Annotated in this window: 18 protein-coding genes and 1 pseudogene; 10 read left to right on the top strand and 9 right to left on the bottom strand. The window is 62.6% G+C overall.

Annotated elements, in window-relative coordinates:
- The 5 genes from I5W_RS24680 to I5W_RS30535 form a co-directional block, all read left to right on the top strand.
- The coding region (locus I5W_RS24680; RefSeq protein WP_252717210.1) for an ABC transporter substrate-binding protein at positions 1–1,173 on the top strand (1,173 nt) is incomplete at its 5' end.
- Positions 1,174–1,477: 304 nt separating this feature from the next.
- Entirely contained in the window at positions 1,478–2,257 is a 780-nt protein-coding gene (locus tag I5W_RS24685; protein ID WP_044531238.1) for a crotonase/enoyl-CoA hydratase family protein, read from the top strand.
- A 112-nt stretch (positions 2,258–2,369) separates the two neighbouring features.
- Positions 2,370–4,232, top strand: a complete 1,863-nt coding sequence (locus tag I5W_RS24690) for a feruloyl-CoA synthase (protein WP_044531239.1) — start codon at positions 2,370–2,372, stop codon at positions 4,230–4,232.
- A 13-nt stretch (positions 4,233–4,245) separates the two neighbouring features.
- Positions 4,246–5,499, top strand: a complete 1,254-nt coding sequence (locus I5W_RS24695; protein ID WP_044531240.1) for a thiolase family protein — start codon at positions 4,246–4,248, stop codon at positions 5,497–5,499.
- Between the two features lie 27 nt (positions 5,500–5,526).
- Positions 5,527–6,213, top strand: a complete 687-nt coding sequence (locus I5W_RS30535; protein WP_252717211.1) for an SDR family NAD(P)-dependent oxidoreductase — start codon at positions 5,527–5,529, stop codon at positions 6,211–6,213.
- On the opposite strand, the pseudogene I5W_RS24705 reads toward I5W_RS30535, so the two are convergent.
- The 7 genes and pseudogenes from I5W_RS24705 to msuE form a co-directional block, all read right to left on the bottom strand.
- Positions 6,182–6,655: pseudogene (locus I5W_RS24705) on the bottom strand (acyl-CoA dehydrogenase family protein); the annotation flags it as partial. The gene I5W_RS30535 and the pseudogene I5W_RS24705 overlap by 32 nt on opposite strands.
- On the bottom strand, positions 6,609–7,925 hold the full coding sequence (locus I5W_RS24710) for an ABC transporter substrate-binding protein (RefSeq protein ID WP_044531242.1): 1,317 nt from the start codon (positions 7,923–7,925) through the stop codon (positions 6,609–6,611). The pseudogene I5W_RS24705 and the gene I5W_RS24710, both read right to left, overlap by 47 nt.
- A 47-nt stretch (positions 7,926–7,972) precedes the next feature.
- Positions 7,973–9,037, bottom strand: coding sequence for a branched-chain amino acid ABC transporter permease (locus I5W_RS24715; RefSeq protein ID WP_044531243.1), 1,065 nt, complete (start codon positions 9,035–9,037; stop codon positions 7,973–7,975).
- 1 nt (position 9,038) lies between these two features.
- The gene (locus I5W_RS24720; protein WP_044531244.1) at positions 9,039–9,935 is read right to left on the bottom strand and encodes a branched-chain amino acid ABC transporter permease; all 897 of its coding nucleotides are present in this window, start codon (positions 9,933–9,935) and stop codon (positions 9,039–9,041) included.
- A complete protein-coding gene (locus tag I5W_RS24725; protein WP_017451351.1) occupies positions 9,935–10,810 on the bottom strand; it encodes an ABC transporter ATP-binding protein in 876 nt (291 codons plus the stop codon). The genes I5W_RS24720 and I5W_RS24725 overlap by 1 nt, the downstream gene beginning before the upstream one ends.
- Entirely contained in the window at positions 10,807–11,988 is a 1,182-nt protein-coding gene (gene sfnG, locus I5W_RS24730; RefSeq protein WP_044531245.1) for a dimethylsulfone monooxygenase SfnG, read from the bottom strand. The genes I5W_RS24725 and sfnG overlap by 4 nt, the downstream gene beginning before the upstream one ends.
- Positions 11,989–12,052: 64 nt before the next feature.
- Positions 12,053–12,613, bottom strand: a complete 561-nt coding sequence (msuE, locus tag I5W_RS24735; RefSeq protein ID WP_044531246.1) for an FMN reductase — start codon at positions 12,611–12,613, stop codon at positions 12,053–12,055.
- Between the two features lie 90 nt (positions 12,614–12,703).
- Between msuE and I5W_RS31710 the strand changes: the two genes are divergently transcribed.
- The 4 genes from I5W_RS31710 to I5W_RS24750 all read left to right on the top strand — a co-directional run bounded on the left by I5W_RS31710 (position 12,704) and on the right by I5W_RS24750 (position 18,312).
- Positions 12,704–12,973, top strand: coding sequence for a hypothetical protein (locus I5W_RS31710; RefSeq protein ID WP_146744553.1), 270 nt, complete (start codon positions 12,704–12,706; stop codon positions 12,971–12,973).
- 68 nt (positions 12,974–13,041) lie between these two features.
- Positions 13,042–14,166: a sigma-54 interaction domain-containing protein gene (locus I5W_RS24740; RefSeq protein WP_044531247.1), complete on the top strand. Its 1,125-nt coding sequence runs from the start codon at positions 13,042–13,044 to the stop codon at positions 14,164–14,166.
- Positions 14,167–14,292: 126 nt separating this feature from the next.
- Complete coding sequence (locus I5W_RS24745) at positions 14,293–16,416, top strand: TonB-dependent siderophore receptor (protein ID WP_044531248.1); 2,124 nt, start codon at positions 14,293–14,295, stop codon at positions 16,414–16,416.
- A gap of 600 nt (positions 16,417–17,016) precedes the next feature.
- Entirely contained in the window at positions 17,017–18,312 is a 1,296-nt protein-coding gene (locus I5W_RS24750) for an HD-GYP domain-containing protein (protein ID WP_044531249.1), read from the top strand.
- Here I5W_RS24750 and I5W_RS24755 read toward each other — a convergent pair.
- Positions 18,266–19,177, bottom strand: coding sequence for a LysR family transcriptional regulator (locus tag I5W_RS24755; protein ID WP_017451358.1), 912 nt, complete (start codon positions 19,175–19,177; stop codon positions 18,266–18,268). The two genes, I5W_RS24750 and I5W_RS24755, sit on opposite strands and share 47 nt — an antisense overlap.
- Between I5W_RS24755 and I5W_RS32660 the strand changes: the two genes are divergently transcribed.
- Positions 19,176–19,340 carry a hypothetical protein gene (locus I5W_RS32660; RefSeq protein WP_017451359.1) on the top strand — a complete coding sequence of 55 codons (165 nt, stop codon included), beginning with the start codon at positions 19,176–19,178 and terminating at the stop codon, positions 19,338–19,340. The two genes, I5W_RS24755 and I5W_RS32660, sit on opposite strands and share 2 nt — an antisense overlap.
- 24 nt (positions 19,341–19,364) lie before the next feature.
- On the opposite strand, the gene I5W_RS24760 is transcribed toward I5W_RS32660, so the two are convergent.
- Complete coding sequence (locus I5W_RS24760) at positions 19,365–20,381, bottom strand: helix-turn-helix domain-containing protein (RefSeq protein ID WP_044531250.1); 1,017 nt, start codon at positions 20,379–20,381, stop codon at positions 19,365–19,367.
- Between the last annotated feature and the right edge of the window lie 92 nt (positions 20,382–20,473).

Consider the following 20,473-nt stretch of genomic DNA (forward strand, 5'->3'; position numbering starts at 1 on the left):
GAGCTTCAGAAGATTGCGCTACTGGCCCTGATCAGTGCGACCAACGCGCTGGTCACACCGCTGGCCCAGGCCGAGGACACCATCAAGGTCGGCCTGATCGCCGCCTTCTCCGGCCCCTTCGCCGACTATGGCAAGCAGATGGAAGGCGGCATCAAGGCCTACATGGCGCAACATGGCGATCAGGTGGCCGGCAAGAAAGTGCAAGTCATCATCAAGGACACCACCGGTCCTTCACCCGAGATCGCCAAGCGCCTGGCGCAGGAGCTGGTGGTGCGCGAGAAGGTGGATTTCCTGGCCGGCTTCGGCCTGACGCCCGAAGCGCTGGCGGTAGCGCCCATTGCCGAACAGGCCAAGAAGCCCATGATCATCATGAACGCAGCTTCTTCCATCATCACCACCAAGTCCAACTACATCGCGCGCTTTTCGATGACGCTGCCCCAGGTCTCCGGTCCCATGGCGACCTGGGCACTGAAGAATGGCATCAAGCGCGTGGTCACGCTGGTGGCCGATTATGGGCCGGGCATCGATGCCGAGACCGCCTTCAAGACCAACCTGCTGGGCGGTGGCGGCCAGGTGGTCGAATCGATCCGGGTGCCGCTGCGCAATCCTGAATTCGCGCCCTACATCCAACGCATCAAGGATGCCAAGCCGCAGGCCGTGTTCATCTTCGTACCGGCTGGCGAGCAGAGCATTGCCTTCATGAAAGGCTATCGTGAACGCGGCCTGGCCGAGGCCGGCATCAAGGTCATCGCCACGGGCGATCTGACCGACGACCACGTCATGCCGGCCATGGGCGACTCCACCCTGGGCGTGATCACCACCTTCCACTATTCGGCCGCGCACGATTCGCCGGAAAACAAGGCTTTCCTGAAAAGCTTCGCCGCCGCCAATCCCGATGCCGGTCGTCCCAACTTCATGGCAGTGGCGGCCTATGACGGCATGAACGCCATCTACGAAGTGAGCAAGAAGCTCAATGGCAAGATCGATGGCGAGCGCGCCATGGCCATCCTCAAGACCATGAAGTTCGTCAGCCCGCGCGGCCCGATTGCCATCGACCCGGCCACCCGCGACATCGTGCAGACGGTGTATGTACGCAAGGTGGAGAAGATCGGCAACGAAGCCTACAACGTGGAATTCGACAAGTTCGAGAACATGAAGGATACGGGCAAGTAAATTCATCTTCATGCCTCCGAGAAACGCCGGTGATGCAGTGCACACCGGCGTTTTTCTTTGCGCCCTCAATGCCGGTGCCCGCTGGCATCGTGCCTGTCACATTATCGTCATCAGGATGACCGCAGCGCAGCATCAAACAGCCATCCAAGATCCTTCATGTTCGTTCGGCTATCGCCCGCTTTTACGAAGATCGCACACACAAGAATGCGGGTTGGGCTTGCGTTTGCCTTCACTTTACTTATACTGAATAAACGTTATAACTTATAACTAATTTAAACGCCGACCGAAACCAGACAGAGACAGCATGAACCAGCACAGCGACCTCCTCGACATCCAAGTTCACGGCGCCATCGCCGAGATTGCCCTCAACCGCAGCGCCAAGCGCAATGCCCTCAACGATCCGATGGTGCGCGCCATCCGCGATTGCTTCGAGGACCTGCCGCCGGAGGTGAAGGTGGCCATCATCCACGGCCGTGGCGAACACTTCTGCGCCGGCCTGGACCTGTCCGAACTGCGCGAGCGAGATACCACCGAATCGGTGCACCATTCGCGCATGTGGCACGCTGCCTTCGAACAGATTTCCTTCGGTCGCGTGCCCGTCATCGCGGTATTGCATGGCGCGGTGATCGGCGGGGGCCTGGAACTGGCTTCGGCGGCCCACATCCGCGTAGCCGAACCGAGCGCCTTCTATGGCTTGCCCGAAGGCCAGCGTGGTCTGTTCGTCGGCGGCGGTGGCTCGGTGCGCATCTCGCGTCTGATCGGGGTGGCGCGCATGACCGACATGATGTTGACCGGTCGCGTCCTGAGCGCCGAAGAAGGCCATCAGGTCGGCATCTCGCAATACAGCGTGGCCGAGGGCGCCGGGCTTGACAAGGCGCGCGAACTGGCCGAGCGCATCGCCCGCAATGCGCCGATGACCAACTACGGCGTCATGCACGTGCTGCCGCGCATCCATGACCAGTCGATCCAGGATGGCCTGATGACCGAGTCGCTGATGGCCGCCGTGGCCGGTAGCGATCCCGATACCAAGGGCCGCTTGGCGGCCTTCCTCGATCACAAGCAGAACAAGGTGAAGCCGGCCTGAGACCAGACCGACTGCACCCGGCAATACACCGCAGCAAGCCAGCAATACAGCGCACACCACAACAATACACCCGCCCGGCCACGACCCGGCGGGCCACACAACAGAGACATGTATGAACACTCCACCTCGCTATCGCAGCTTCAGGTTCGGCATCGGCGGCGTTGACGTCGTACCGGGCCGCGACGGTATCTCCCTCGTCAAGACCCGCCAGCCGCTGGACGCCTATCCGGCGCGCCTGACCGACAAACTGATCCACTGGGCCAAGGTCGACCCCGACCGCACCTACATGGCCCGCCGTGACAAGGAGGGACAATGGCGTCGCATCAGCTATGGCCAGGCACTGCAAAGCGCGCGCCGCATCGGCCAGGCGCTGCTGCAGCGGGGCCTGTCGGCCGAGCGTCCGCTGCTGATCCTCTCCGAGAACGACCTTGAGCACGCCATGCTGGTGCTGGGTTGCCACTATGCAGGCGTGCCGTATGCGCCGGTGTCCTCGGCCTATTCGCTGCTGTCCAAGGACTACGCCAAGCTGCGCCATGCGGTGCAATTGCTCACCCCCGGGCTGATCTTCGCCGCCCATGGCGAGAAGTTCGCCGCTGCCGTCAATGCGGTCGCGCCAGACATCGAATTCGTGGTCACCGAAGCGCCGCCGGCCGGGCGCGAATGCACGCTCTACGCCGACCTGGAAGCCACCCGCGCTGGCGATGAAGTCGAGCGTGCCTTTGCCGCCACAGGCCCGGACACCATCGTCAAGTTCCTCTTCACCTCGGGCTCGACCAAGATGCCCAAGGCAGTCATCAACACCCAGCGCATGATGTGCAGCAATCTGCAGATGATCGTGCAGACCTTCCCCTTCCTGGGCGAAGAGCCGCCCATCCTGATCGACTGGCTGCCCTGGAACCACACCTTCGGCGCCAACCACAACGTGGGCATCGTGATCTACAACGGGGGCACCATGTACATCGATGAGGGCAAGCCCACGCCGCAAGGCCTGGCCACCACCCTGGCCAACCTGCATGAGATCTCCCCGACCGTATATTTCAACGTGCCAGTGGGCTGGGAAGGCATCGCCCACGCGCTGGAGAAGGACCAGGCACTGCGCGAAAAATTCTACAGCCGCCTGCGTATGCAGTTCTATGCCGGCGCCGCCCTGGCGCAACCCGTGTGGGACAAGCTGCACGCCACTGCCGAAGCGACCTGCGGCGAACGCATCGTCATGTGCTGTGGACTGGGCATGACCGAGACCTCGCCCTCGGCACTGTTCGTGGCCGATCTTGAGGTGCAGGCCGGCCAGATCGGCATCCCCACCCCGGGCATGGAAATCAAGCTGGTCCCCAATGGCGACAAGATCGAGATCCGCTATCGTGGCCCCAATGTCACCCCCGGTTACTGGCGCGCCCCGGAGCAGACCGCCGAGGCCTTCGATGAAGAAGGCTACTTCCGCTCGGGCGATGCGGTGCGCTGGCTGGACCCGCAGCACCCGGATCGCGGCTTCATGTTCGATGGCCGCGTGGCCGAAGACTTCAAGCTCTACACCGGGACCTGGGTCAGCGTCGGTCCGCTGCGTGCGCTGATCGCGCATGAAGGCGCGCCCTACCTGCAGGATGCCGTCATCACCGGTCAGGACCGCAAGGAGATCGGCATGTTGATCGTGCCCAATATCGAGCGCTGCCGCCAATTGGCACGCCTGCCGGCCGACGCCTCGCGCGCCGAGGTGCTCAATGCGGCGCCGGTGCGGGACTTCTTCCAGGGTATGTTGGATCGCCTGCAGGCCCACGCCACCGGTAGCTCCAACCGGGTGACCCGGGCCCTGGTGCTGATCGATCCGCCCTCGTTTGACCGTGGCGAAATCACCGACAAGGGTTCCATCAACCAGCGTTCGGTACTGACCCATCGCGCCGCCCTGGTGGAGGCGCTCTACGCCGGCACCGACCCGGCCGTGCTCACGGCCCAGGCCGCGCTCACCCCCGCTCACTGAGGAAGCAACAGACATGGCACAAGCAGCGTTCTACTCCAGCTTCAAGGACATCTGGCTCATCGGCGGCGTGCGCACGCCCATGGTGGATTACTGCACCAGCTTCAGCCAGCTCTCGCCCACCGACATGGGTATCAAGGTGGCGCGCGAAGTGCTGGCGCGCACCGGCATCGCCGCCACCGACATCGGCTCGGTGATCGCCGGCAACATGGCGCCCGGTGACGCCTACCAGTACATGCTGCCGCGTCACATCGGCCTGTATGCCGGGGTGCCCATCACCACCCCGGCCATCATGGTCCAGCGCATCTGCGGCACCGGTTTCGAACTGATCCGCCAAGCCGGCGACCAGATCGAGCGCGGCTATACCGAGACCGCCCTGATCGTGGGCAGTGAATCGATGACGCGCAATCCCATTGCCGCCTTCGGCCACCGCACCGGCTTCAAGCTGGGCGCTCCAGTGGAATTCCAGGACTACATGTGGGAAGCCCTGGTCGATCCGGCTCCCGGCATCACCATGCCGCAGACGGCAGAGAACCTGGCCCGGAAATACGGCATCACCCGCGCCGAAGTGGATGCCTATGCCGCCTATTCATTCGAGCGCGCATTGAAGGCGCAGGCGGCCGGTTTCCATGCGGGCGAGATCGTGAGCGTGGTCAATGAAACCTTCAAGCTCGATGGCTACCACGATCGCCACATCAAGCTGCAAGGCAAGATCAGCGAAGCCTCCGCCGATACCCATCCGCGCCCTTCGCCGGTGGAGGTGCTGGCCAAGCTGCGCACGCTCTACCCGGATGGCGTGCAGACCGGTGGCAACAGCTCGGCGCTGGTCGATGCGGCTGCCGCCACCATCGTCGCTTCCGGCGACTACCTGCGCCGCAATGACAGGCAACCGCTGGCACGCGTGGTCGCCGCCGCGGTAGCCGGCGTACCACCGGAAATCATGGGCATCGGTCCGGTACCGGCCATCCGCACCCTGCTGGAACGCAATGGACTGAGCGTCAACGACATCGGCTGCTTCGAGATCAACGAAGCGCAAGGCGCGCAGATCGTGGCGGTGGAGCGCGAGCTGGGCCTCGATCGCGAACGCCTCAACGTCAACGGCGGTGCCATCGCGCTAGGCCATCCGCTGGCGGCCACCGGGGTGCGCCTGTCGATCACGGCAGCACGCGAGATGAACCGTCGGGGAGCGCGCTATAGCGTGGCCTCGGCCTGCATCGGCGGTGGCCAGGGCATTGCCCTGCTGCTGGAAAATCCCTCGGCTTCCCACTGAACCGTTTATTCACGAAGGACATTCTTCATGCAACTGCAAGGACAAGCCGCCCTGGTAACGGGCGGCGCCTCCGGCCTCGGGGCCGAGACCGTGCGCCAACTGGTGCAGGGCGGTGCCCGCGTTTCCATTCTGGATGTGAACATGGAAGCGGCACAGGCCCTGGCCGATGAACTGCACTGCCACGCTGTGCGCTGCGACATCACCGATAGCGCATCGGTGCAAGCCGCACTGGATGCCGCGCAAGCGGCCAATGGCACGCCACGCATCCTCATCAACTGCGCCGGCATCGGCGGCGCCAAGCGCATGGTGGGCAAGGATGGCAGCGCCATGCCGCTGGAGGACTTCAGCCGCATCGTCAACGTCAACCTGATCGGCACCTTCAACGTGATCCGCCTGGTGGCCGCCCGCATGGCGGCCGCCGAACCGCTGGCCGAGGGCGAGCGTGGCGTCATCGTCGCTACCGCCTCGGTAGCGGCCTTCGATGGCCAGGTCGGCCAGGCCGGCTATGCCGCCTCCAAGGGCGGCATCACCGCCATGACCCTGCCGCTGGCACGTGACCTGGCACAGCATGGCATCCGCGTAGCTTGGAGCCGGATTCGGAAAACGCATTGCCCCAGCGCACGCCGCGCAGGAAGTCGGCAAAGAATCGCTGCTGTTGTTCGGCGTCGGAGACAGTGCGCACCGCCGCCACGAAGCCCAGGTGGTTCTGCGTGATCTGCGCCAGCGAGGGATCGGCGGCGGCGATGATGGCGATTACTTCGGCCAGCGTGGCATAGGAGACTTCGGCCCCGCCGAAGGCACGCGGCACGTTGATGGCCCACAGGCCGCTTTGCGAATAGGCTTCGATTTCTTCCACCGGCCAGCGACGCAGACGGTCGCGTTCGGAAGCACCTTCGGCCAGGCGCTGGGCCAGGGTATGGGCCACGGCGATGGCTTCGGCGTCGTCACGGATCACGTGCGCCGGCTGGGTGGCGCGTGGCAGGCCGGGCACCGGGCCGCTGGCGGGCGAGTATTGCTGCTGGGAGGGGGCGAGAACGGCGGACATGGTCAGGCCTTTCAAAGATAGGGGGGGATGGGGGAGAAAGCGGTCCCGCAGGACCGCCGGGAGATCAGTCGTCGATGCTCTTGCGCACCTTGATATTCTTTTCCTTGGCATAGGCCAGGGCGGATTTCTCGATCATGGGGCGCAGCAGTTTCCAGTCCGGTGCGATCCAGTCGGAGACCACCTTCCACTGCTTGCCATCCCATTGCTGGAAGGCCACCAGGCCATCGCCTTCATGGTTGTCCCAGGTCACGTGGATGGAATGGAACAGGCCCTTGGCGCCCAGTGCCGCAGCCCGCGCCTGGTCGATGTTGAGGTTTTCCAGGCCCCAGCGGATTTCGTCGCCGGTCAGGGTGCGCTTGCCGAACTTGGCCTGGGCGATGCGGATGGCTTCCACGTTGAGGATGCCGTTGAGCACACCCAGGTTGTGATAGACGCTGCCGATGCGCTTGGGATCCTGCAAGTTGCCCTTGCCCGCGCCATAGACGATCTTCTGGATATCCTGCAGCACCGGATACTGCGCGCCAGCGGCCACGGTGGTGATGGCCACATAGCCCTTGGCGGCATCGCCTGCGGGAATCACGTCTTCTTCCGAATTGGACCAGACATTGCCGATGATGTGGTCAGCCGGGAAACCCGACTTCTGCGCCGTCTTCAAGGCCACCGGGTTCATCACGCCCCAGCCGCGCAACACCACGTAGTCCGGCTTGGCGCGGCGGATCGCCAGCCATTGCGCCTGCTGTTCATTGCCGGGGTGCGGCACTTCGATCTGCTGCACGGTGAAGCCATATTTTTCGGCCAGCAACTGATAGATGGGAATGGTCTCCTTGCCATAGGGCGAACCGTGGTAGAGCACCACGATCTTCTTGCCCTTGAGCTTGTCGGTCCCGCCGACCTTGGTGGCGATGTAGTTGACGATGCCCGAGGTCTCGCTATAGGGGTTGAGCAGCAGCGGGAAGATGTACTTGAAGACCCGGCCATCGGTGGTATCGGTGCGACCGTGGTTGATGGTCAGCAGCGGCACCTTGTCGGCGGTGACACGGTCCAGCAGGGCGTAGGCAATGCCCACCGAGAGCGGATTCCAGGTGGCGATGCCAGGATGTTGCTTCAGGCGTTCATAGACTTCGACGCCACGTTCGACTTCGTACTGGGTCTCGCCTTCTTCCCAGGTCAGCTTGACGCCACCCACGCCGCCGTCGCGCAGGTTGACCAGGTTGAGGTAATCGATGAAGCCACCGAAGAAGCCGGTACCGCCAGCGGCGTAAGGACCGACCCGGTAACTCTGCAATGGGAAGAATTGTTCATCGGCACGGGCATTTTGCAGGCCTGTAGCCAGCAAGGCGACGGCCAAGGTGAAGGTTTTTAATAATTTTGAGTGCAGCATGGTCAGAGAGCTTCTCCGTGGTGAGGGTGGAAGTGAAGGTAAAAAAATCAGGTAGACGATGCGCGCTGATGAAGGCTGCGGCGCGCCCGTTCCCACAGCGCCGCCAGCCCCTGTGGTTCGACGATGAGGAAAAAGATGATCAGCGCCCCCAGCACGATGCGTTGGCTCATCTCCAGCACGCCCGAGTCGAACCACTGCCCCAGCAGCAGGCTGCCCAGGCGCGACAGCAGCAGTGGAAAGACCACGATCAGCGCGGCCCCCAGGAAGGCGCCGCGTATCGTCGCCAGGCCACCGATGATGACGATGAAGAGAATCTGCAAGGAGCGGTCGAGGTTGAGCCGGGCCGGCTCCACCGTGCGCAGGTAGACGAAGCCCCACAACACCCCGGCCACGCCGATGATGAAGGAAGAGATGGCAAAGGCCAGCAGCTTGGTGCGCAACACCGGAATGCCGATCACCCGCGCGGCCTGCTCGTTGTCGCGCACGGCGATGAAGTGATGGCCGGTCTGGGTCTGCACCAGGCGCCAGCTCAACAGGGTCAGCACGGTGACGATGCCCAGCGCGAACAGGTAACGCCCGGCCGGGGTATCGAAGCTGATCCCGCCCACCACCAACGCGGGAGCGTCGATGACACCGGAGGGATTGTCGTTGCTGAACCAGCTGAACTTGACCAGCACCCACTGCACGAAGAACTGCGCAGCCAGGGTCGAGACGGCCAGGTAGAAACCGCGCAGGCGCAGGCTGGGCAGGCCGAACACCAGGCCCACGGCGGTTGCGGCCAGACCGGCCAAGGCGATGGAGACCAGCAGCGGCAAGCCCTCCACGCGCAGGTTGATGTTGTAGGCAGCAAACGCGCCCACCGCCATGAAGGCCGAGCTGCCCAGCGAGAGCTGGCCGGCATAACCGGTCAACAGATTCAAGCCGACCGCGGCCAGCGAAAGCGCCAGGAAGGGAATCAGCAAGGCATCAATGACATAGTTGGAGGCGGCCCAGGGCAGCACGCCATAGGCCACCACCAGCAACAGCAGCCAGGGCCAGGCGCGGCGTAACTGCGCAGCAGGATGGACCTTGGGCGCAGCAGAAGCGGCGTAGGGAGTGAAGGAAGTCGTCATCTCATGCCCTTTGCAGCGCAGCTTGTCCGAACAAGCCGCTTGGTTTGACCAGCAGGAAGGCCAGCGCGGCGACATAGGCGAACCAGCCCTCAATGCCGCTGCCCACCAGCGGCCCCAGGTAGACCTCGGCCAGTTTTTCCAGCGCACCGATCAGCAGACCGCCGACGATGGCGCCCAGGATCGAATCGAAGCCACCCAGCACCAGCACCGGCAAGGCCTTCAACACCACCAGCGAGAGCGAGAATTGCACCCCGAGACGCGCCCCCCACAACAGCCCCGCGATCAAGGCAATCAGGCCGGCCGTGGCCCACACCGCCGTGAGGATGCGCGGCAGGCGCAAGCCCACGGCCAGGGCGGCATAACTGTCATCGGCCAGGGCCCGGAATTCCAGCCCCATGCGGGTATAGCGGAAGAAGGCCGAGAGCAGCGCCACCATCAGGGCGGCCGTGATGGCAGCGAACAGGTCGAAGGAAGAAATCATCATCTGGCCTACATGCAGCGGGGTATCGTCGATGCCCAGGTCCAGCGCATGGACTTGCGTACCCCACAGCAACTGCGCCACTCCCTCGATCACATAGGACAGGCCCAGGGTCGCCATGAACAGCGTCATCGGCGACTGGTTCACCAGCGGGCGCAGCACCACCCGTTCGATCGACAGGCCCAGCAGGATCATGGCCGCCAACGTCAGCAGCAATGCCAGTGCAAACGGGATGCCATGCTCCACCAGGCTCACGAAGGTCAGCGCGGCAAACAGCAACTGCGCGCCCTGGGCGAAATTGAGTACGCCCGAGGTCTTGTAGATCAGCACGAAGCCGATGGCCACCAGCGAATACATCACGCCCGAGAGCAGGCCACCGGTCAGCACTTCGGCAAAGAATACCCAATCGAAGTCAGCCATCACGCGGCCTCCTGTGCGCGGTGGGCCACGCCGAGATAGGCCTCGATCACGGCTGCATCCTGGCGCACTGCGGCCGGGGTGCCATCGGCGATCTTGCGGCCATAGTTGAGCACGGCCACGCGGTCGGAGAGGTCGAAGACCAAGCCGATGTCATGTTCGATGAGCAGGATGGCGGTACCGAACTGGTCACGTGCCGCCCGCACGAAACCGGCCATCTCGCTTTTTTCGGTGACGGTCATGCCGGCCATGGGTTCATCCAGCAACAGCAGGCGCGGCTGCGCCACCAGCGCACGCGCCAGCTCCACACGCTTTTGCAGGCCATAGGGCAGGCCGCCGACGGCGCGCTCGGCATGGGCGCCCAGATCGAGGAAGGCGATCATCTGGTCGGCCAGTGCGCGCGCCTGCTGGCGTTCGCGCCGGGCGCGCCCGAGGCCGACGATCTGTTCCAGGAAGCTGGCGCGCATGGCATTGACCCGGCCCAGCACGATGTTGTCGCGCACGCTCAAGCCCTTGAACAAGGCCAGGTTCTGGAAGGTGCGCGCCACGCCGAGCCGGCCCAGGCGGGCCGTCGGCACCTGCGGCCAGTATCGGCCTGCCAGCTGGACCTGGCCTTGGGTGGGGCGATACAGCCCGCTCATGACATTGACCAGCGAACTCTTGCCCGCCCCATTGGGGCCGATGACGGCCAGGATCTCGCGCGCATGGATGGCCAGGTCGATGTGGCTCAAGGCCTGCACGCCACCGAAGGAAAGACTGATGTCGCTCAGTTGCAGCACCGGCGCGCTGGCCTGCCTGGCCAGCGGCGCGGTGGCATGAGCAGCAGCGCCAAGCTCCAGCGGCGCCAGCTGCGGCTGCAGCGTGCTGGTCATGGTCATGCCACCGCTTCCAGGGCCGCCAAGCGGCTGGCATTGCCTTGCGCGGCGCCAGCGGCCTGGCGGGCCTCCAGCTCGCGCACCAGCGGCAAGACCTTCTGGCCGAAGTATTCGACTTCCTCGATGAAGTGCAGGAAGCCGGTCAGCACCAGGTCCACACCGACCGCCTTCAAGGCCACGATGCGCTCGGCGATCTGTTGCGGTGTGCCGATCAGGTTGGTCTTGAAACCATCGTTGTATTGCACCAGGTCTTCGAAGCTGGACTTGGCCCAGTTGCCCTCGCCTTCCGGCGACGCCTTGCCGGCCTGCTTGACGGCGTCGCCAAAGGCGTGCACCGCTTCCACGTGGGCGTGCTTGATGATGTCCTCCAGCACGGCTTGCGCCTCTTCCTCGGTATCGCGGGCGATCACGAAGGCGTTCACGCCGATGCGCACCTTGTGGCCGTTCTGTGCGGCCTTGGCCTGGATGTCGTCGATCTGCGCCTTCAATGCCTCGACCGTATTGCCGTTGGTGAAGTACCAGTCCGAGACGCTGGCCGCATTGTCGCGCGCCGCACGGGAGCTGCCGCCCTGGAAGATTTCCGGGTGCGGTTTCTGGACCGGCTTGGGGCTCAGGGTGTAATTGTTGAAGCGATAGAAATCGCCCTTGAAGGTGAAGTCATCCTGGGTCCAGATCCCCTTCAGTGCCTGAATGAATTCATGGGAACGACGATAGCGTTCATCATGTTCCAGCCAGGGTTCGCCGATGGCCTGGAACTCGCCCTTGAACCAGCCGCTGACCACGTTGATGGCGATGCGGCCATTGGAGATGTGATCGATGGTGGCGATCTGCTTGGCCACCACGGCCGGATGCCACGGCCCCGGCAGGATCGCGGCCAGCACCTTGAGCTTGGTGGTGGCGTGCAGCAGGGCCTGGCTGAAGGATACCGATTCGTGCTGGTATTCGGCACCATAACCGGCGGTGAAGCGGATCTGGCTCAAGGCATATTCGAAGCCGGCTTTTTCAGCGGCCACGGCCAGGCGCTGGTTGTACTCCAGGCTCCATTCGGTACGCTGCGGGATCTTGCTGACCACCAGGCCGCCACTGACATTGGGCACCCAATAGGCGAACTTGACAGCATCGGTGCGGGCGGCGGAAGCGTTGTGGGAGGTGTGGGAGGTATGGGAGGGGGCTTGGCTCATGGAGAATCTCCTTGGGGAATTCGGGTAATCGGGGGGAGTGAAAAATGAATTCAGTGCATCGATGTCATGCGTTGCTACGTGCGGCAGCCAGCGCCTGCAATACCGGCAGTGCGCGTTGCACGGTCAGTGCGATGCGCTCCTGCAAGGCGGTGCTGGTGACGGTTTCGTTGTCGAATTCCTGGGCATTGGCATACACGCCCAGCGGCAGCGTGAGGGTCTGGAAGAAAGCGAACAGCGGACGCAACTGGTGATCGATGATCAATGCATGGCGATCGCTGCCACCGGTGGCCGCCAGCAGGACCGGCTTGCCGAACAGCGACTCCTGCGGCACCAGATCGAACAGGTGCTTGAACAAACCCGAGTAGGACCCGCGATAGACGGGGCTGCCCGCCAGCAGCAGGTCAGCCGCTTCGATGGCGGCGATCTTCTGGCGTACCGGCGCGGGCAACTGGTCCAGTTCAGTGGCACCGAGCAACTGCCCGGTCAGATCCGACAGGGCCACCACTTCGGTCTGGATGCTCAGGTGCTGGCCCAGTTGCGCGGCAATGGCATTGAGCAGGCCCAGGGTACGGGAGGGACGGCGGCCGCTTCCGGCGACGACGACGACTTGCAGTGGACGGCTCATGAAAAGGACTCTCCTTGGCTGACTTGAGGGGAACGCGACATCGATTGCGTACCCTCCTCTTCAGCGAAGAGCGTGCCAGCCTGCAAAGCCTTGCAAATCAAAGACTTGCCAAAAATCGCCTTACTGCTGCAGCAGCAATGTGCGCAATGGCTGCTGCTGGAGCAGCAATCGTTGGCAGACGAAATGACTTATTTTTTTAGGTTTGGATATCCCGCTTCACCTGCCTCCAGCAGCTGTCTCCACATCCCGACAGACCACCGTAAGTCCCTTGTCAGACAAGCTTTTTCGGGCAAGCAACCAAAACAAACCGAGCATACTTATGCTGAATTGGTCGTTAAGAAGCTTGGCGCATATTGTTAGAATTAATTTCACCTTCCCCCCGCATCGCTACCCTCGTTGGGATCACTCCCATGAGCTCGGAGCCTGACATGAACGCCAGCAATCGCTCTGCCCATCTGTATGCGCTGCCCTCCTCCACCGAGGCTGCACGCACTGTCACGCCACTGCTGACGCTCCCCCATGCGCGCAAGCTCGGCACCTCCATTCGCGCTACCGCTCAGGTCTTTCACGACCCGGTGTCGGTAGCCTTGCTGGAACGGGTGCAGATGGTGGCACCCAGCGACGCCAACGTGGTCATCATCGGCGCCACCGGCACCGGCAAGGAATTGATTGCGCGCCACGTGCATGAGTTGAGCTCGCGGCGCGGTGGTCCGTTCGTGGCCGTGAACTGCGGGGCGTTTTCCGAGAACCTGGCCGAAAGCGAATTGTTCGGCCATGAAAAAGGCGCCTTCACCGGTGCCATCGCCCACAAGGCGGGATGGTTCGAAGCGGCCAATGGCGGCACGCTGTTCCTCGATGAAATCGGCGACCTGCCACTGGCGATCCAGGTCAAGCTGTTGCGTGTGCTGCAGGAGCGCGAAGTGGTGCGCCTGGGTTCGCGTCGCAGTATTCCGATTGACGTGCGCATCATCGCCGCCACCAACGTGCGCTTGCAGGATGCGGTGGCAGCCGGGCATTTCCGCCAGGATCTTTACTATCGTCTGCAGGTGGTGCAGTTGACCATTCCGCGGCTGCGCGAACGGCCCGAAGACATCCTGCCGCTGGCCTATCACTTCCTCGATGAATACCGCCAACGCCTGGGCTATGGCGCCCGTGGCATTGATGCCGAGGGCGAACGCAAGCTGCGCAGCCACGACTGGCCCGGCAATATCCGCGAGCTGGAAAACGCCATCCATCATGCCCTGCTGATCTGCCAGGATGAGCAACTGCGCGCCGAGCACTTGCACCTCTCCCACGTGGAGCGGCTGGGTGCAGCCCGACCAGTGGCGGGCAGCCATGCCGACGATCCGCTGCAAGCCCTGGAGCAGGTCTTGCAGTCGCTGTTCAACCAGTCCCAGGCCGGCTTGTTCGAAAAGATCGAAGACACCGTCTTTCGTACCGCCTTCGAATTCTGCGAACGCAATCAAGTGCAGGCCGCGCGCCTGCTCGATATCAGTCGCAACGTGCTGCGTGCGCGCCTGATCCGCACCGGGCAGATCTCCGCACTGAAATAAGCCCTATTGCAAAATAACAACTATTGCTGACAATTTTTCACAAAAATCTTACACTTCACCAACAATTGTTAACGATTATCATTTATATTCGGCCTCCCGATTATTTGCATGGCAGGTTGAATTTCGATGACGACGCAACAAGCATTTCCCACTACCGCCTGCTGGCTGGCCGCCAGCCTGATCACTGCAGCGCCCCTGGCCTGGGCACAAACGCCGGCCCAGGACAGTGGCAGTGCGACCGCCTTGCCGGAGGTCAGCGTCTCGGCCAGCAAGGATAAGAGCAGCTACCTCGCGCCCAGCACCAGCGGCGCCACCCGCACCGATACCCCGTTGATGGAAATCCCGCAGGCCGTGCGTGTGATGACCACCCAGCAGATCGAAGACCTGGGCGCGGTGCGCCTGGCCGATACGGTGGATTACGTCAGCGGCATCAGTCGGCTCAATGACTTCGGCGGTACCTGGGACAACTTCGCCATCCGCGGCTTCAGCAGCACCGACATGGGTTTCCTGGTCAATGGCTTCCCCGGTTCGCGCGGCTACAACCCGCGCCGCGATACGGCCACCATCGAGCGTATCGAATTCCTCAAGGGTCCGGCGGCGGCGCTCTATGGCAGCAGCGAGCCGGGCGGCACCATCAACATCGTCACCAAGAAACCGCAGTTCACCCGCAACAACAGCGCCGAGTTGAGCGCCGGCACAGGTGGCCTCAAGCGCGCCACCGTGGACAGCACCGGGCCGCTGAGCCAGAACCTGGCCTATCGCCTCATTGCCATGACCGAGGAGGGCGACAGCCGCTCCAGCCTGCTCAGCAATCGTCGCTCGCTGGTGGCGCCGTCGCTGGCCTGGGTGATCGACAAGGACACCCTACTGAACTACGAAGCCGAATTCCTGCAAGCCAGTACGCCCCTGGACCGTGGACTGATCAACGTGCGCGGCGTACTGGGTGGCTTGCCGCGCGACCGTGTGCTCAACGAACCCTCGGACGGCAACATGGCCATGCGCAGTAACACCCACCAGCTCACGCTGGAACGCACCCTGTCCGAACAATGGCGTGCCAAGCTCGGCGCCAGCTACAAGGAAAGCAGCTTCGACGGTTTCTATACCGAAGCCGCTCTCAGCAATCCCCTGGCCGCCGACAACCGCACCCTGAGGCGCACCCGCACCTGGCGTCAGCTTCCCTCGCGCGATACTTCGGTGCAGGCCGAGCTGCAAGGCAACTTCAGCACCGGCGCCATCGGCCACACCCTGCTGCTCGGGGCGGAGAGTTCCACTTTGTGGATGAATACCGAAATCCTGCGCTCGGCCGCCCTCACCTCCATCGACATCTACAATCCGGTCTATGGCAGCAGCCCCCTGCTACCGCTGACCAATCGCACCAGCAGCTCGGACGAACACCAGCGTGTCAAGGCCGTGTTCGTCCAGGACCAGTTGAGCCTGTCGTCGCAATGGAAGCTGCTGGCCGGCTTGCGCTGGGACCAGTACAACCAGAGCATCCAGAACCGCGTCGGCGGTGTGACCAACACCTCGCAACAGCAAAGTGCGGTCTCTCCGCGCGCCGGCATCAGCTATCTGCCCAATGCCTGGAGTTCGCTCTACCTGTCGGCGGGCAAGTCCTTCCGTCCCAATAGCGGGGTGGACGTCAACGGCCGCGCCTTCGATCCACAGCATTCGACCGCCTATGAAGCCGGCCTCAAGCTGCAGACCAGCGATGAACGCCTGGGCGCCAACTTCGCCCTCTACGACATCACCAAGACCAACGTGCTGACCGCCAGCGACGTCCCCGGCTTCATGGTGGCCGCAGGCGAAGCCAAGAGCACCGGCTTCGAAGCCGATGCCTATGGTCAATTGGATGCGCACTGGCGCATCTCGGCCAATTTTTCCTGGGACAACGCGCGCGTGACCAAGGACAAGACCCTGGCAGCCGGCACCCGCCTGACCAATATCCCGGCCTATAGCGCCGGCCTGCTGGCCATCCGCGAGGATGCTACCGCCAGCGGTGCGCGTTATGGCCTGGGTGGCGGCATCAACTATGTGGGCAATCGTTCGGGCAATACGGCCGACACCTACTCGCTGCCAGCCTATGCCACGGTCAAGCTGCTGAGCTACTGGCAGGTGAGCAAGCATGTGCGGCTGTCGCTGGATGTGAACAACCTCTTCAATCGCAACTACTATCCGGGCTCGTGGAACAACCTCTACGTGATGCCGGGGGCGGAGCGTACCGTGGTGGCGCGCATGAAGATCGATCTGTAAGCATCAGCAACAGCCCCAATGACAACGCCCCGGTGCGCGCAAAGCGGACCGGGGCGTTTTTATTCTGTGGATAGGCATCAGCGGCCAGGTAGCGGCCACTGTGCAATGTAGAACTCATTTCATCAATAGGCCCTAGTGTGATATGCCAATGTCGATCACGATGCCGAGCGGATGCCTGACCTGTCCATTGACTGCCGTCCCGTTTGCCAGGGTCAGGGTACATCCTGCGATCGTCGGCATCGTTCCCTTACCCTTGGCAGTATGGCGCGCAGCCGCAATCCCCTCCATGGCTGCACAGCGCCGGTGCGGGCTGGCGCCCGCTGTGCCCCCCGACACATCCCGGCAGGGTTCGGCCAAGCAACTGTATTACAAGCGAGGCAATTTGATTAGCCGTCTTTTTGCGAAAGAACTCATTAATCCTGCTTAACAATGAGTCCAAACCCAGTCGGGGCGGCGGCGCTGTGACGCAATTGCACGAAATGATTTATCACACTTGTTAAAAACAGGCCCCTAATCAATCCTCGCGAAATGTAATACATTGGCGCAAACCCCGGCCCTGCTGCGGGCACGCCATGCCACCTTACCACTCCACCCGATCCGATGACGCGCCTAAGACGAATCCCTGTCAGCCAACTGAGCATAGGCATGTATTTTTCCGGCTTCGATGGCGCATGGATTGCCTCGCCCTTCTGGCGCGCCAGCTTCCTCATTCGCACCGAGGCCGAGGTGCGGCAAGCACAACAGGCCGGACTCGGACATTGCTGGATCGACGTGTACAAGGGCTTGGCACCGAGCAACGAGCTACACGCGCCGAGCACGGCCTCCGATGACTCCCCCGCGCCACCTGCCGCAGAGCGGGAAGCCCTGAATCCCGACCTGCTCGAAGCGCTGCGGCTCTACGAAATGGGCCATCAGACCGCGCAGGACGTATTCAACCAGGCGCGTCTGGGCAAGTCGCTGGACGTGGCCAAGTGCAAGGAACTGGTGGAACAGATCGCAGCCTCCGTGGCGCACAATGCCGACGCCCTGTTGAGCATCATCCGCCTCAAGCGCGCCGATGAATACACCTACCTGCATTCGGTTGCGGTCTGCACCATGATGGTGGCACTCGGACGCACCCTGGGTCTGGACGACACCGCCTGCCAACAGGCCGGGCTGGCCGGATTCCTGCACGATGTAGGCAAGGCCTTCATCCCGCTGGAAGTGCTCAACAAACCCGATCTGCTCACCGAGCAGGAATACAAGATCGTACAGCGCCATCCCGTGCTGGGACACGCCTATCTGAGCGGCCTGGTGGGCGTACCTGACGAAGTGCTGGACGTATGCCTGCATCACCACCAGAAGATCGATGGCTCAGGCTACCCCGCACGCCAGCATGACCAGCAGATAAGCCTGTTTTCACGTATGGCAGCGGTGTGCGATGTGTACGACGCAGTCACTTCGCACCGCGTCTACAAGAAGGCCTGGGACCCGGCCGAATCGCTCTCGCGCATGGCCTCCTGGCAGGGGCATTTCGACCGTACCATCTTCCTGGCCTTCGTAAAGATGCTGGGCATCTACCCGCTGGGCTCCATCGTCACCTTGCGCTCGGGACGCACGGCGCTGGTGATCCAACAGAACCGCAAGGACCTGACGCGCCCGGTGGTGAAAGCCTTCACCACCACTGCGGCGATGGAGGTGATGGAGCACGAGATCGTCGACCTGTCCGCTGCCGGCCAGACCGATACCATCGTCGAGCGCAGCGGACAGGACTGGCTCAGGAGCCATGAACTGGTGACCGGCCCATGGCCGACCATGATCAAGGGGGCCGATGCCAGCGCGGTGACCCCGCGCTCTCCGATGGCATCCATCAGCCGGGATGGAAGCTATCGTCCCCGGCCGGATGGCAACGCCTGAAATAAGCCTGGATCTGCGCGATGCAGGCCAGGATCTTGGCCGGTACCGCATCGCGATACTTGGTGGTGAGGAAGGCGCAATAGCTATCCAGCGACCACTCCGGCAGCACGAGCTGTAGCCGTCCGGCATCCAGGTCATCCTGGACCTTGTTCTTCAACAGGCGCGCCACGCCATGCCCCTGCAAGACCAACTTGCGCAAGGAGCGGGCATGGTTGACGGCGATGCGTGGCGTCAGTCGCAACTGCGCACAATGCCCCGCGCGGTTGCGCAAGGTCAGATCCACACCAGCGGGCGTGAAAAAGAGGAAATGATGCAACAACAGATCTTCGGGACGGCGGATCGGCGCCTGCCTTTGCAGGTAAGCAGGTGAGGCACACAATACCGCTTCAAACCGGGTCAACGGAACATCACCGGCAGCGGGCATCTTTCCTACGCGCAAGGCGAGGTCGACGCTGTTATCCATCAGGTCGACATTGTAGTCGTTGACGTCGATGTTGATCTTGAGTTGCGGATGACTGCGGATGAATTCCTCCAGTGCCGGCACCAGGTATTCGGCAGCCATGAAGCTCGAGGTAGCAATGCGCAACTCGCCCACCAGTTCCTTGTGCAGGCTTTCAGTATTTTCCCGGGCCTCGTTGGCCAGCGCGACGATGCGCGCACAATGGGCATAGAAGCCTTGGCCGGCTTCGGTCAGGCACAGCTTGCGCGTGGTCCGGTGCAACAGCGTGGTGCCAAGGATGGCTTCCAGGGCAGTGATGTGCTGGCTGACCGAGGAAGAGGTCAGCCCCAGTTCGCGGGCTGCCTTGGAAAAGGCGCCCAGCTCGACCACGCGGGAAAAGATCACCATGCGGGGCAGGTAATCCATGGCATTGTTTTTCATTATTTGCGCGCAAAAAGAGGCGATCGGAAAGATCGACTATAGCGCGGCTGATGGCATGGCAAGGTCAGAAGCTGGGCGGGAGAAGCAGGGCTTTTCTTCTTTCACGGCAGGTGTGAGCGTGTCGTTGATGCGCAAGATGCCGAAATGAAACATAAAGCGGGGTGCGCACTCTTTACGGACAACGAAAGTCCCGTTTTTTGAGTGTAGTACTGGCCGTTTCGCCAAAAGCCTCGCGATACCGGCGTGAAAACTCGCCGAGGTGGTTGAATCCGTAGCGATAGGCGATCTCGGTGACGTTGCCCGTTTCTTGCCCGGAAGACAAGGCTGCGTGAACGGCTTGCAATCGCTGTTCGCGCAGCCATTGCATGGGCCCCATGCCGGCATGGTGATGGAATAGCCATTGCAGGGTCCGGGCAGGCATGTCCAGTGCCCGCGCCAGGCCGAGCAGCGTAACAGCTTGCTCCATGTGCGCCAGCAGATACTCTTGCGCCTTGCGCAATTGCGCCGAACCTGCCGCCGCGGGAGGCGGTCGCCGCCCCATCTGCGAATGCGGCTGATTCAGCAGCAATGCCGTTACCAGCAAATCCTCGACGCGACTGGCCAGGTGGAAATACGGTCCGCTGCGGCAGTCCTGGTGTGCGCACTCGGCCATCAACTGCAGTACCGATGCAATGGCGCCCCATGAGGTTTCATGACAACGGATGCGACTGTCGAAGCATACCGGCAACACCGGCGCTTGCCCGGTAAGCGCCTGCCATCCTGCATGGACCGCCGGGCGTTCTATCCTGATGAGCAATTGCACCAGGTCGGCACTGACAGAGAAACTGCACGCCTGAGCACCACCGGCGATGAAGGCCTGACCAGCGACGACACGTTCTTCCTCGCGGCCGTGACGATATTCGATCGAACCTCGCATCGGCATCCCCAGGACGTAATAGTCCTCCAGGCAACCAGGATCGATGGCCACCTGTGCCTCCCAGGTATGCCGACTCACTGAAAGCCGGCCAATGGATAGGTGATCCAGTCGTGCACGCAATCTGCGCTGTCGGCCGATAAAACGCAGCTTGTGGGGATGGAAGACACGTCCGTAGAAAGCGGTGGCTTCCTCGACATCCTGCGTATCGAAGAGCATCTTGCCATCGAAATTGGTGGCGGAAAATGCCGACCATGCAGGGGCGAGTGGACTCATGGCAAAGACTCCGCAAGAAATGGAGAAAGGACGCGTCCAGAGTGGGCGCGATGGTAGCCGATGTTAGAGGCAGTGTGCAAAGCCGTCAAACC

Origin of the sequence: Herbaspirillum sp. B65 (assembly GCF_000333555.1) — a bacterium.
GTDB lineage: Bacteria > Pseudomonadota > Gammaproteobacteria > Burkholderiales > Burkholderiaceae_D > Herbaspirillum > Herbaspirillum rubrisubalbicans.